Annotated in this window: 16 protein-coding genes; 11 read left to right on the top strand and 5 right to left on the bottom strand. The window is 40.2% G+C overall.

The features are described from left to right. Positions 1 to 22: 22 nt before the first annotated feature. From H8B06_RS01940 to H8B06_RS01920, 5 genes are all read left to right on the top strand, one after another. The gene (locus H8B06_RS01940) at positions 23 to 1,060 is read left to right on the top strand and encodes a hypothetical protein (protein WP_190992579.1); all 1,038 of its coding nucleotides are present in this window, start codon (positions 23 to 25) and stop codon (positions 1,058 to 1,060) included. 228 nt (positions 1,061 to 1,288) lie between these two features. Then, positions 1,289 to 1,732 (top strand): GNAT family N-acetyltransferase, encoded by a 444-nt coding sequence (locus H8B06_RS01935; RefSeq protein WP_190992578.1) that lies wholly within the window; start codon positions 1,289 to 1,291, stop codon positions 1,730 to 1,732. Between the two features lie 186 nt (positions 1,733 to 1,918). Further along, positions 1,919 to 2,392: a GNAT family N-acetyltransferase gene (locus tag H8B06_RS01930; RefSeq protein WP_223857414.1), complete on the top strand. Its 474-nt coding sequence runs from the start codon at positions 1,919 to 1,921 to the stop codon at positions 2,390 to 2,392. A gap of 178 nt (positions 2,393 to 2,570) precedes the next feature. Continuing rightward, on the top strand, positions 2,571 to 2,822 hold the full coding sequence (locus H8B06_RS01925; RefSeq protein ID WP_317170825.1) for a metallophosphoesterase: 252 nt from the start codon (positions 2,571 to 2,573) through the stop codon (positions 2,820 to 2,822). A 107-nt stretch (positions 2,823 to 2,929) separates the two neighbouring features. Next, positions 2,930 to 3,661 carry a carboxylesterase family protein gene (locus tag H8B06_RS01920; protein ID WP_223857413.1) on the top strand — a complete coding sequence of 244 codons (732 nt, stop codon included), beginning with the start codon at positions 2,930 to 2,932 and terminating at the stop codon, positions 3,659 to 3,661. A gap of 331 nt (positions 3,662 to 3,992) precedes the next feature. Here the strand turns inward: H8B06_RS01920 and H8B06_RS01915 are convergent, their stop codons facing one another. Both H8B06_RS01915 and H8B06_RS01910 read right to left on the bottom strand, forming a co-directional pair. Next, entirely contained in the window at positions 3,993 to 4,643 is a 651-nt protein-coding gene (locus tag H8B06_RS01915) for a hypothetical protein (protein ID WP_190992577.1), read from the bottom strand. 169 nt (positions 4,644 to 4,812) lie between these two features. Next, positions 4,813 to 5,331: a hypothetical protein gene (locus H8B06_RS01910; RefSeq protein ID WP_190992576.1), complete on the bottom strand. Its 519-nt coding sequence runs from the start codon at positions 5,329 to 5,331 to the stop codon at positions 4,813 to 4,815. A 318-nt stretch (positions 5,332 to 5,649) separates the two neighbouring features. Between H8B06_RS01910 and H8B06_RS01905 the strand changes: the two genes are divergently transcribed. From H8B06_RS01905 to H8B06_RS20930, 5 genes are all read left to right on the top strand, one after another. Then, complete coding sequence (locus H8B06_RS01905) at positions 5,650 to 5,883, top strand: hypothetical protein (protein ID WP_190992575.1); 234 nt, start codon at positions 5,650 to 5,652, stop codon at positions 5,881 to 5,883. Positions 5,884 to 6,165: 282 nt separating this feature from the next. Further along, a complete protein-coding gene (locus tag H8B06_RS01900) occupies positions 6,166 to 7,026 on the top strand; it encodes a helix-turn-helix domain-containing protein (protein ID WP_190992574.1) in 861 nt (286 codons plus the stop codon). Positions 7,027 to 7,109: 83 nt separating this feature from the next. Further along, positions 7,110 to 8,462: an amidohydrolase gene (locus H8B06_RS01895; RefSeq protein ID WP_317170824.1), complete on the top strand. Its 1,353-nt coding sequence runs from the start codon at positions 7,110 to 7,112 to the stop codon at positions 8,460 to 8,462. Next, a complete protein-coding gene (locus tag H8B06_RS01890; RefSeq protein ID WP_190992572.1) occupies positions 8,437 to 8,703 on the top strand; it encodes a hypothetical protein in 267 nt (88 codons plus the stop codon). The genes H8B06_RS01895 and H8B06_RS01890 overlap by 26 nt, the downstream gene beginning before the upstream one ends. Before the next feature lie 72 nt (positions 8,704 to 8,775). After that, on the top strand, positions 8,776 to 8,910 hold the full coding sequence (locus tag H8B06_RS20930; RefSeq protein WP_394370014.1) for a GNAT family N-acetyltransferase: 135 nt from the start codon (positions 8,776 to 8,778) through the stop codon (positions 8,908 to 8,910). Positions 8,911 to 8,982: 72 nt separating this feature from the next. Here the strand turns inward: H8B06_RS20930 and H8B06_RS01885 are convergent, their stop codons facing one another. Together H8B06_RS01885 and H8B06_RS01880 are read right to left on the bottom strand one after the other, a co-directional pair. Next, the gene (locus tag H8B06_RS01885) at positions 8,983 to 10,620 is read right to left on the bottom strand and encodes an ABC-F family ATP-binding cassette domain-containing protein (RefSeq protein WP_190992571.1); all 1,638 of its coding nucleotides are present in this window, start codon (positions 10,618 to 10,620) and stop codon (positions 8,983 to 8,985) included. 68 nt (positions 10,621 to 10,688) lie between these two features. Beyond that, positions 10,689 to 11,723, bottom strand: a complete 1,035-nt coding sequence (locus H8B06_RS01880) for an LLM class flavin-dependent oxidoreductase (RefSeq protein WP_223857412.1) — start codon at positions 11,721 to 11,723, stop codon at positions 10,689 to 10,691. Positions 11,724 to 11,890: 167 nt separating this feature from the next. On the opposite strand from H8B06_RS01880, the gene H8B06_RS01875 reads away from it, so the two are divergent. Then, positions 11,891 to 12,247, top strand: a complete 357-nt coding sequence (locus tag H8B06_RS01875; protein ID WP_190992570.1) for a winged helix-turn-helix transcriptional regulator — start codon at positions 11,891 to 11,893, stop codon at positions 12,245 to 12,247. Between the two features lie 91 nt (positions 12,248 to 12,338). Here H8B06_RS01875 and H8B06_RS01870 read toward each other — a convergent pair whose 3' ends face one another. Further along, the gene (locus tag H8B06_RS01870) at positions 12,339 to 12,893 is read right to left on the bottom strand and encodes a hypothetical protein (RefSeq protein WP_190992569.1); all 555 of its coding nucleotides are present in this window, start codon (positions 12,891 to 12,893) and stop codon (positions 12,339 to 12,341) included. Between the last annotated feature and the right edge of the window lie 351 nt (positions 12,894 to 13,244).

Here is a 13,244-nt window from a genome sequence, read left to right as displayed (position 1 = left end):
TTATTATTACTTAATACAGATCATGATGAAAAATCTATTCTTTACACTCGTTTTTGGATCATTAATATCTTTATTGCTAACAGGATGCAGCAAAGATGAAACAACTGTACCTGTCGATCAAATTATTCCCCCAACAAGCACAGGGTTTAACATGCTTAGACAACAAGCACTCTCAGACCTCGTACAGACTCAAACCTTTGATGCGGGGGATGGTATACATTTCGTTTCAAACAAGGGAACTATCTTAGATATCGGACAATACGAACTCACCGATCATTTAGGCAACACCATCGTTGGAGAAGTAGAATTAACCTTTGTAGAAATCTTTGACAGAGGCAATATGGTTGTTGCAAACAAACCTTTAATGGGACGAGATAATACCGGACATCTTCATCCACTAATAACCGGTGGCCAATTTTTTATACAAGTAACGCAAGGTGACCAGGTTTTAAAACCGTTGAACTACTATTATGTTACAGTCGATGCTGAACATACCGGTGGTTTGGATAACGAAATGATATTATGGCAAGGTGAGATCAATGAAACAGGTAATTTAGCATGGAACCCTGTAGAAATTGGCTTTGGATCGGGCGAAGGCGATGATGGCAACGGTAACATGGTATGGACAGACGGCGATCAAGCAGGCCTCGGATTCAATCCTGTAACCAATACCTACGATTTTTTTATTAATGAGTTTGGATGGACCAATGTCGATCGGTTTACGGCAGTATCAAGCGCGCTTACAAAAATCAAAGTAAATGTTCCGGCTAATTATAATGAAACCAACTCAGCCGTGTATTTAGCTTACGAAGACCAACCCAATCTTCTAGCACAATTAGATTTGTACAACACACCTGATCAATATTTTACAGAACATTTTGGATTCGTACCAGTCGGGATGACCTTACATGTAATTTTCGCTTCAGAAAGTAACGGACAATTTGTATATAACATCAAAGAAGTAACTATTGCTGAAGATCATATCATTACCATAGCAACGGATGATTTGGAACTGACCAGCAAAGAAGATTTGATTGACAGGATCAATGCATTGAATTGAGTTCTTCTGGCAACATCTCTCATTTTGCGTATGCTCAATATGCCATCGACCATGTAAGTAACGGCTTTGATATCCGTCAGTACGAAACAAGCAATGTAGCAGTCGGTTTTGACACGCGTCAAAATCATCCATGCGGGCAACGCAACGATGCACGAGTGTTGCGCAAAATGAGCGATTAATTGTTTAACAATGAAAGTTTATTTGTTATCTTTATTGGTATAATGAATTATGAAAGATATTGAAATAAAACTTGCGTCCGCAAATGACGCTATTAAAATAGAACCGATTTTTTCGCTTTATCGGGAATTCTACGGAATGGAAAAAGATAGTCCGGGAACAATAGATTTTCTACGAAAAAGACTGGGAAGCAATGAGTCAATATTACTCTATGCAGAAAGAAATGGAAGTATTATCGGATTTACCCAGCTCTACCCTACTTTTTCTTCGGCTTCGTTAAGAAAAGCATTCGTATTAAATGATCTTTATGTTATAGAAACTGAAAGAAAACAAGGGATAGCCAAATTATTAATAAACGAGAGTATAGAAATTGCAAAAAGAGACGAGTGTGTTAGAATATCTTTAAGTACCGCAAAAGATAATCCCGCTCAAATCCTCTATGAAAAAATGGGTTTCAAAGAAAGTTCATTTAAATTTTATAATTATAATATATGAGAATTGAATTGGGGTCGCAAAACGTGACTAAAGGATATTGCCATAACACGGTTTGATATTTTCGAATTAGCATGGACGAGACTTAATATCTTCTGCTGTGTATCTACCAACCCATCTACTAATCCATCTACCAACCCGCTATCGATTACAGGTTTCGGAAATACCATCCTAACCGCAGATCAAATTTTGCCATTATACGAAGCCAATGCGTGGAGTGCAGCCCAGAAACCTGTTCTACTGCTTAAAGGGTTAATAAATTCTCATTCGCTGATTACTGCCTGGGATGGGGACATCTATCCGCATCTACTCGTCCTCCCCTCCTATCAGGGAAAAGGTATTGGACACCTAATCATGGATAAGATGCAGGAGATATACAAAGATTTCCATATGCAAATGTTAACTGCGGACGGTAAAGCTATCGATTTTTATAAAAAGGAAAAAGTCAATGGCAATAATTTAGCATCGCTGAAAACATTACTTGTGATGCTTCTATCTTTTCAGTTTTTCCGTCAGCTGTTTAAAAAACTGACACCATGGGAATTGATCATTACGGCCAAACGATTTTCTTCCTATGATTTAGACGATAAGAGAAAGTTGATTTGGCTGGACTATCTGTTTTCTTTTATTATAGTCGCGTGTTTAGTCGCCAGTTTCTTATAAGACTGGAGAATTGCTATGGCTATGCAAATATGACCAGCGAAAGGAGAGAGCATTGTTTTTGATGTAATCGTTTGTTAATTTTATACGGCTAATGACACTGGAAATCTTCAGTTTATTTGAAATATATAGCCTACACGATCTGTAAATAAAATGCGAAACTAGATTTATACATGCATGGGTGGATTTTCCAGTAGGTGATATAGATGTCTTAGTATTGGCTGGAGATATAGATATTGGCACAAAGGGCATAACCTGGCTTAACTCATTGGGGTTACAAATACCCGTGATCTATATTCTCGGAAATCATGAATACTACAAAGGATCTTACCCTCGTACTTTACACAAGATAAAAGAGTACGCTAAAAACAGTAACATCCATGTGCTAGAAAGTTTATTGTTAACTTTATTGGTTATCTGTAAAAATATTTAGATTTTATACCATTGCTTTAATTGTCAAAAGAAATTATAAATAACTTTTTTACTTTAAAAAAATCCGAATCACTAATGAAATTATTTAAGCTTTATCTAAATATTGGTATGATGGTAGTAATTAATTTTGGCTTTTTCACATCACTATCAATTGCCCAAGAAAAGCAAAAAGTCAAATATAAGTACCTAAACTATCTCCCTAAAAATTACGATAATGACACATCCAAATACCCTCTCGTTATCTATCTCCACGGTGGGTCTCAAAAAGGAAATGATCTAGAAAAACTAAAGGTATACGGTCTGCCCTATTTGGTAGATCAAGGAAAGGAATTTGACTTTATCATGGTTGCTCCTCAGTGTCCAGATGGAAAATACTGGTCTTCGGAAAATTGGTTTGATTCTTTGTACAACGATGTCAGTTCAAGATATCGAATAGATAAAAGTCGTGTTTACGTAACTGGAATAAGTATGGGTGGTTATGGAACATATATTGCAGCATTGGATCACCCCGCAAAAATAGCGGCTATTGTTCCTTTATGTGGAGGGGTAAATGATAATGATATCTCTCGAATTTGCACACTCAAGAATATTCCCATTCTGACATTCCACGGCACCGCAGACGAGGAAATCGATATAAGTGAAACAGAAAGAATAGCCGATTCTCTAAAGAAATGCAATGGGAATATTACTTTTTATAGACTTAAAGATGAAGGCCATGGAATACAATATCTTTATGAGACCAATCCCGATATCTATGAATGGTTACTAAATCAGAGGAAGTCGATAGACACTGAACAAATACACGAAGCACAAGTACAGCTGGACAAAGGAAAGACATAATGGAACTTTGAGTAACACAGATTATTCCTTCTGCCTATATCGCTATCTAATAACTAATGGAGAATCAATTTGTAAATTTAGAGATAAAAGCAAGGAGGTATTTGTATGAAAACGGTAACATTGGATATTCTGGATGACGAAGCGATCAAACTTTTGAAAAATCTTGAAGGCTTAAAGCTGATTCGGGGATTGAGGCTGGTGCTAGGTTCAATCTTGATCAGGTGCCCGGCAGATGAACAAACTGATCCAGCAGGTGCTGAAGTAAATCAACCCTCCTGGTTTCTTTTGTTTTATCTACACTTTTTCCATTTCTCGAACGATCGGGATCACCTTATCGGATTGTTATCCAATCGGTTTTTACACCCAGGTTCTTCGGTTTTGCGGGCTTATCAAATCCCATATATTCTCCAATTTCTGTATCTTTATCCGTCATAAAGATGAAATCCCAACCATTGTCTTCATCTTGAAAATACTCCCACTCGTTCATTTCATCATACCACACGGCAAAATCGGGATACTTTTGAATAAGCTCACTAACGGTCGATTTGGGATTTAGCCCGTTTGTCGTTCTCAGTTTCTCATGTGCAGCAATAATGAAGAGCAGGCTATCCGTATCGAGTCTGGGAATCAATCCAAGTACTATTTCACCTTCCCTAGAATATAAATATGCTGGGCTTCCACCTCCAAAACCAAAAGCTACTGCATCATGCTCTTCCTTTGTAAATCCCGATAGGTGTTTCTCCGCTTCCTCAATGGTCATACCGATTTCGATTTTGCCCAACCTGCTCCGTTGAATTCTGAAGTCGTGAAAATCCGACGCTCGTTCTACTCCCGCCGGCCTTGTTCTTGGCAGAGAGCCACAGCTTGATGTTAATAGAAGACCAAACAAAAACAGCATGACAGCTACAATCTGAATATAATGTGTTCTGCCTATCAAACTTTGGGAAATGCTTTGTCTGAATATCCTGATATATTTATCCATTTTAGTAATTTGCTTTTTGTATCCGAAACAGTTCGCTATTAAGTATCAGCTTAGTTCTAGCATAGTGAACATCTGCCGTGACAAGCTCTTCGCCGACACCGTGACCACTGAAAGTTGCGCAATAAGCATTTGCGTAGTTATAGTGCTGAAATTGAAAACCTATATAATTTTAGTTAGGTTTAAGTTCTGTTTTAAATTGCCCTTCTGTAATTTTTACCATACCAAGCGTATTTTCTCCTTGTACGCGGACGAGTACTCCAGTAAACGAACCTTCCGCAGAGCCGTTGTCTATCTTATCTATTCGAAGACTGAAAGCATCTTCTGGAGCTAACGTTCCTCTTGTTCCGGCGTAATTGAGTTGACCATTGTCATCCACTAGAGAATAGGTGGAAAGAATAGTAAATCCCGATTCATCATCTAACGTGTAATTCCCAGCCGAAACTCTGGTCGTTTCAGACATAACCGTAAAGGTAAACCACTCTTTACCATCATCTGTGGCTATTATTTCTAAAAAGTTGCCACCATCAACCCATCTCCCCTCCACATCTGAGAAAGTTTTTACTCGCTCATCTATTTTTAATTGGAGATAATTTGTTTTTATCTCGTCTGCTACTGGATCTTTGCTGCATGCGCAAACAAAAAAACCGAAAAGGGCAGCAAATACCCCAAACAATAGTTTTCTAGTCATACTTTATGATTTAATATTTTTTAAGTACCAAAATTATACCAATCATTATCCACACAACTGTTTCGCTAAAGGGGACACCGATATTTTTCGACCCGATACCGTTAACTTGGCGAAGCAATGTATAGAAACCTGGAAGGTTAGGGCAATAAACTTATACGCTGAACCAAAAGAGGATGTCTTAAAACGCGCTAGACAAATGGTACAAAGATGATGTTCAGCACCTTGTTCGCATCTTGTTTGCATATTGTTCGGAAGATTATCGGCATTCTACCGATTGAAATTCGCTTAGATATTTCTATTTTTAGTTATATTTAGATCATGGACGAAACAAAAGAAAGAAACCTAAAACTGGTTAACGATTATTTCGATAAGCTGCGCGCAGATTTGTTAGAACTGCTTGAAAAGCACGACGACGTGAACTTAGATATGGAGCCGCTAGGTGCTGACGAAGCATGTATGACAGGAAAATACACACCTTCGGGAACCAAAATAACCATCAAGCAGGGCGATGTAGTGAAATTTGAACTTATCGACTATAGGGATGGAGATTAAAGAAGAATATGACTCCATTCTAAGATCGCAAAATGCGACCTTAGAACAAGGACGCTATTCCAAATATTTACCCTTTTGTGTTTACCGAACAAGGTGTTGCGGTGTTGTCGGGACTGACCAAAATACGACTAGCCATAGAGCAAATCACTAAGAATATCGCTATATTTAAAGATGAGATTTTAGCTTAAAGTAAAAAGCTAAACTTCATTTAAAATTTGGAAGATCGTTCGCCGTTTTTGTAAATGTAGATCGCTTTTTCCTATCAAACACTAAACTTCCTATATGCAGGATTTCAGTCAGAAAGAGCGTATTCCTACCATCGGTATTAACAACTTCACGGAAGGACAGCCGCAAGGTAGCAGCGATGTTCTATTTCATGAGCTGCTAGGCGAGAGACATATCGACACGCCTCATATGCATGATTTTTTTATGATCATTCTTTTCGACCATGCGTCAGGGGTGCATCATATTGACGCTATAGATTACCCTGTAGGAAATAAGGAAATTCATATACTATTTCCGCAGCAGATGCACACTTGGCACATTCATGATGGCAGTATCGGTTATCAATTGATGGTCCAACGCGCATTTTTTGAGCGATTTGCACCTTATTTCAGGTTTTCTTTTGCGAATTATCAAAATCATCCCGTCATTCAACTGTCTGATTCTGCATATGATTTATTGCATTATGAATTCAACGCAATCAAAAATGAACTTAAGGTAACCGATACGTTAGCGGAGCTTATCAGTGCTCGTGCTGCAGTTATCGCGGCTGTTGTAAGTAAGGAAGCTGAGCGTATATTTGAAGAATATAAAATCTACCAATCCAATCCTCGGCTTGCAGATTTCAATATGATTATTGATAAATTTTACAAGACCGAAAGGTTTGTATCCTATTATGCAAATGCACTGCATGTATCGCCTAATTACCTGAATATCTTATGTAAAAAACATCTTAAGCTATCAGCGACGCAGCTGATACAGAGACGTGTTATTTTGGAAGCAAAGCGTTTACTGCAAAACAGCAATTTATCGATCAAATACGTGGCTTTAGAATTAGGTTTCTCAGACCATGCTCACTTTTCCAACTTCTTTAAAACCCAAACAGGAGTAACGCCGACGATCTTTAGAAAAAAAGAATAATATCTACAAGGAATGGAAGGAATCTTTCAACGATAAAACTGCTGATCTCCGTATCTTTGTTATTCGTAACAAAGCATATGACAGTGGAAACAGGAAGAGTATCACGAAAAGATTTTTTAAAAAGATCATCCGTAGGGCTAGCAGGGGCATTCTTATCACCAAACATCGGTCAGTCTGCGCCAAACACATCCGTCAACAAACAACATGAGGCAGCTGCCAGGAGCGCCGCTGATACGACGCAAGTTCTAAAGAATGTGCGGTTAGAGACGGGTTTTATATACGAGAATGAACAGGTCGTCGCTACACAGACCGATCTATTCGCTATTCGGATTGAAAATGGCAAGATAAAAAGCATCTCACCAAATGATAAAAATCAAGTAGGCACCGATGCATCGGGCTGGCTGATGCTGCCATCCTTTAAGGATATGCATATCCATCTGGACAAAACATTCTACGGCGACAAATGGCAAGCAATCGGCCCACGATCTAATGGGGTGAAAGGAATGATTGAATTAGAACAAAAAATCATACCCGATCTGTTGAAAAATTCCACGTACAAAGCCGAAAAACTGATAGAGCTACTTCAGTCATACGGCACCAACTTTGCCCGTAGCCACGTCAATATAGAGCCGACATCCAAATTACAGTCTTTAGCCAACTTGCAGAAAGCATTGGAAAACAAAAAGCAATCATTCGGCGCAGAAATAGTTGCCTTTCCACAGCACGGAATCTTCTACACAGACTCTGCTTCTTATCTTAAAGAAGCTGCGCAACTGGACATTGATTTTATAGGTGGTCTTGACCCCTACTCTATTGATGGATCGATAGAAAAACCCGTTGATTACATGGTACAATTAGCATTGGATTACGGCAAAGGTATTGACATCCATCTTCACGAGTCTGGCAAGACAGGCGTGCAGACGATCGAATACCTGATTGATAAGGCAATCGAAAATCCCGCCTTACGTGGCAAGACCTACATAAGCCACGCTTTTGCACTGGCCAATATGGACAGAGCTCAGCAGGAAACGATCGCAGAAAAGCTTGCTTCTGCAGGGATAGGTATTGCTTCATCTGTTCCGTTCGGCAATACCGTCATGCCTATCCCAACGTTACTAAAATATGGCGTAGAGGTTCTAGTAGGTACAGATAGTGTTATTGATCATTGGAACACGTTCGGGTCAGGAAGTGTTCTCCAAAAAGCAAATGTAGCAGCGCAGCTCTATGGAGCGTCGACCGAATTTGCGCTATCACGGATGCTGCGTTTGCCGACCGCTGGAATACTTCCATTGGATGACAAAGGTGTACAACAATGGCCAAAAGAAGGAGATTTGGCCAGCTTTGCATTAGTCGACGCCTCCTGCTCCGCCGAAGCAGTATCTCGTATTTCTCAAGTGAAATCACTATACTATGAAGGACACCAAGTTTTTCTTTAAGTCGCAAATTGCGACTTATGCATCTGTGGGAACTGGTTCGCCCTCTGCAAGTGCTAAAGCCACCTATCGTTTCCTTGCTAAGGAAAATGCGCCAGTTCACGTACCGTGTAAGCAACAAAAAAAGATTCTTTTGGAGCTTATAAACGACTTCCCCGAACTACACAAAGAGATTGAAAGTTCGGATAACAAGTCTATTGATTTGAAAGATATCGTAGATCGATATAACAAGAATTGGCTCTAGATAAAAACTCTTTCTACTGCATTATGATTTATACAGTAAATCCTCGTTGAATGGACGAATAGAGTCCGAATAGTGTTACTCGTCCTCCCCTCCTATCAGGGAAAAGGTATTGGACACATGATCATGGATAAGATGCAGAAGATATACAAAGACTTCCATATGCAAATGTTAACTGCGGACGGAAAGCTATCGATTTTTATAAAATGAAGCCGAATTGGAATTTAAGCCAACTTTAGAGAAATGGAGTAAAAGATAGTGGAATAAACTAACGCAGCATTGCTACCCCACCCTTTCTATATCATTAAGGGTATTCATTTTCTTATATTCCAAGAAGCCCTTGATGTCTTCAAAGTGCTCTCTTACGCGCTTGTTGCCAAACTCGAAAACTTTCGTTGCCAATCCATCGAGGAAGTCTCTATCGTGCGATACCAAAATCAGCGTACCATCAAATTCTTGCAGAGCATCTTTAATGATATCTTTGGTTTTCATGTCCAAGTGATTGGTAGGTTCATCGAGGATAAGCACATTCACGGGCTCTAACAAGAGCTTGATCATAGCCAGACGTGTTTTTTCTCCTCCAGAAAGTACCTTTACCTTTTTGGTCGTGTCGTCGCCGCTAAACATGAATGCACCCAGGAGATCTTTGATTTTGACACGTACGTCACCTATGGCAATTTGGTCGATGGTTTCGAACACGGTAAGTTCTTCATCCAGCAACGAGGCTTGATTTTGTGCAAAATACCCGATTTGCGCATTATGCCCTACTTTTAGAGAGCCTTCGTAACCAATTTCACCCATGATCGCTTTAATCATTGTGGATTTACCCTCTCCATTTCTACCGACGAAAGCTACTTTCTCTCCACGTTCGATAACCATCGAGGCTTTTTCGAACACGACATGCTCTCCGTAGGCTTTGGTAAGTTCTTCAACAATGACCGGATATTGTCCGGAACGCGGAGATGGTGGGAATTTTAGACGTAGCGCGGAAGTATCTACCTCGTCCACTTCGATGATATCCAGTTTTTCTAACATCTTAACGCGGGACTGCACTTGCAATGTTTTGGAATAAGTGCCTTTAAAACGATCTATAAATTCCTGCGTATCGGCAATAAAACGTTGCTGTTCTTCGTAAGCCTTCAGTTGGTGCTGACGTCGTTCCTGACGCAACTGCAGGTAGTGAGAGTATTTTGCTTTATAGTCGTAGATACGCCCCATCGTTACCTCGATCGTGCGGTTCGTGATATTATCAACAAATGCGCGGTCATGGGAGATAACGATAACAGCTTTGGCCGAATTGACCAGAAAATCCTCCAGCCACTCAATACTTTCTATATCCATGTGGTTGGTAGGCTCATCAAGAAGTATTAAATCGGGCTTTTTCAACAGAATTTTGGCGAGTTCGATACGCATACGCCATCCCCCAGAAAACTCCGCTGTCTGACGGCTAAAATCCCGCCGTTCAAAACCCAAGCCTTTTAATACTTTTTCAACTTCTGCATCATAGTTGGTCTCTTCGATGGAATAGAACTTTTCGCTTAGCTCGGAAACCTGCTCGATTAACTTCATGTACTCGTCCGAATCATAATCGGTACGTATAGTCAGTTGTTCGTTGAGCGCTTCGAGTTCGTCACGCATCCGGTAGACTTCATCAAAAGCTTTAGAGGTCTCCTCAAAAACCGTCATATTATCCTCCGTCAACAGGTGTTGAGGAAGGTAAGCGATCACCGCTTCCTTCGGTCCGCTGATATGGCCGGTAGTGGGTTTTCCTACGCCGGCAATGATCTTTAGTAAAGTGGATTTTCCTGCACCATTCTTCCCCATCAGGGCTATCTTGTCATTTTCATTGATGGAAAACGATACATCACTGAAAAGGGTTGTTCCGCCAAAGGATACGGAGATATTATTTACGTCTATCACGATATGTGTCTATTAAAAAAACAGCCGCAAAGATACAGCAATATAATGGAGGTTGGATATAATTTTATCTACACTTTTTCCATTTCTCGAACGATCGGGATCACCTTATCGCCGATCAGCTCTATGGCTTCCATCAAATATTCATGTTCCAAATTGGCTACATCCATCTGGAAGGTGAAACGGCTGATGCCTCCCAATGCTTTAGCATGTCTGATAATCTTCTCCGCTACTTCTTCAGGGCCACCCAAAACAATGGCGCCCAATGGAGAGGTCTCCCTTTCAAAATGCTCTTGGGTCAACGGCCCCCATCCTCTTTCCTTCCCAATATTGTTCATGGCTTTGGTATACCCAGGTAGGAAAATTTTCGTCGAAGCGGACGTAGTCGCACCTACAAATCCGGTAGAATGAAGCCCAACTTTAAGGTCTTCGAGTTTGTGTCCGGCCTCTAACCCAGACTCCCGATACAAATCGACTAAAGGACGAAAACGATGAGTCTCTCCGCCAATTACGGCGACCATCAGTGGAAGGCCTAATCTTCCTGCCCGAACAAATGACTGTGTCGTGCCACCAACGCCCAACCAAATAGGCAATTTCTCTTGAAAAGGTCGTGGGTAAATAGCCTGATCTTTAAGTGCTGGCCTGAAACGACCATTCCAATTGACGATTTCGTTATCTCTTATCTGGAGCAGTAAACCCAATTTTTCGGCGAACAGCGCATCATAATCTTCCAAGTTCAATCCGAACAACGGATATGCATCCACAAATGACCCCCTGCCCACCACGATTTCGGCTCTTCCTTGTGTGATCAAATCAAGCGTAGCATAATTTTGAAAAAGTCTTACCGGATCATCGGCACTGATGACTGATACGGCGCTAGTAAGCTTGATGCGCTGAGTCGTACCTGCAGCCGCAGCCAAAATGACCGAAGGTGCGGAATCTAAAAACTCCTTACGGTGGTGCTCACCTATCCCAAATACGTCTAACCCTTTTTCATCGGCAAACTGGATACGTTGCAACAATAAGCGCAATGACTCAGAACTGTTGATTTTACTACCCAAGGCAGTGAAATTTGTAGCGAAGCTATCGATTCCTATTTCTATCATTTTATCTACTTTTATAATTATTCGTATGGTGCATTAAGGTTTTTGCTGGGCAAAAAGAATGACATTTTTTTCTATATAGTACAAAAGTACCTATATTGCACTAACAATTTATTAGTAATAAACTAAAGGTTAGTAGCTGTATTTAGGTTAGTTATAAGCAAAAAAGAATGGATTACGCTGATACAAAATGTGAGGAAAATCTCAGGGCACTAGAAGATGCACTGTATGTTTTGGGTGGAAAGTGGCGGTTGCGAATTCTCGCAGCCATGTTTAGTGGGCACAAACGATTCAACGACTTGCAGCGTACCATCCATGGTATTTCAGCGAGAGTACTATCCAACGAACTGAAACAACTGGAATTGAATGGATTATTAAAGAGAGAGGTACACGTAGATAAAACGCCGGTTGTCACAGAATATGTCTCTACCGAATATGCCAGATCGATCGACAATGTCATCTTCACGTTGGCTGATTGGGGACAAAAACATAAAGAGAAAATCACAACCACCTGTCAAAATCACTAAGCTGTCTTAAATTTTGGCGACGGTGGTCACAATGGTTTCGCTAAAGGGGACACCGCTATTTTTACACCTGATAATCAGAAGAATAATATGATTACTTATTTGCGTTAGTCTGCGCATCATCCCAATAAGGCAATACACTATGTCGGTACGGCAAATAATCTGTAGGAATATTTTCAAATGCTTCTAACATGAGGGTCACTTTCTTGTTTGCCGGCCATTCCCAATAATTCTCTTTCAAAGCAGCATCCGTTGATCGGATATTCCATTCAGGGATATTTATCATCGAGAATCCGGTGTTATCGACATAAATCCCCGCCTCCCGCAATGCGTTGACATCTGTGTAGCGACCTTTCAAAGTAGCATGCAGTTGGTCACCTTGTCTTTGTAAAGACACGCTCTCTATAACTACGCTACTCGAATCATTTTTTTCAGGATTCTTTTCAACATCCATTATGAGCTGCAATTCTTTGATCGTGGCGATTCTATCTTCTTCTGTCATAACTATCGAAAAAAGATCTTCCTGTACAACTTCAAAAGTTTGGTGTACAGGATCTATCGCGACGGTAGCTTTACGGCTCAGTATCCTCGATTCTTCTATACCTACAAAGGAGGCTAGCGCAAAAAATAAAATACCGATAGTTTCCATGTTGTATCAAATATACATAATATTAGAATTGAAACGATATTGAAGCATTAAAACAAAATCCCGAATTTGTACACAAGCTTAATGTAACCCTTCCTATAAATCGGACAGATTGAAATACGAAAATTCGTAACTTTAACAACAGAACGATGAAAAAGTCAACAATCCCACTTTCTTAAGACCGGAGAATTGCTATGGCCGCGTAGGTAAATATGCCCAGTGAATGCAAACAGGAGCTACTAATCGCTGGCGGCTATGTTTGCAATCATAGCTGAGACTTATCTAACCCATGGACGAAACAAAAGAAAAAAACCTGAAATTAGTTAACGAGTACTTCGATAAGCTACGCGCAGA

This window comes from Sphingobacterium micropteri (assembly GCF_014692515.1).
Lineage (GTDB): Bacteria > Bacteroidota > Bacteroidia > Sphingobacteriales > Sphingobacteriaceae > Sphingobacterium > Sphingobacterium micropteri.
Note: the sequence above shows the minus strand (reverse complement) of the source record. Positions and strands in the feature narration are given on the sequence as shown.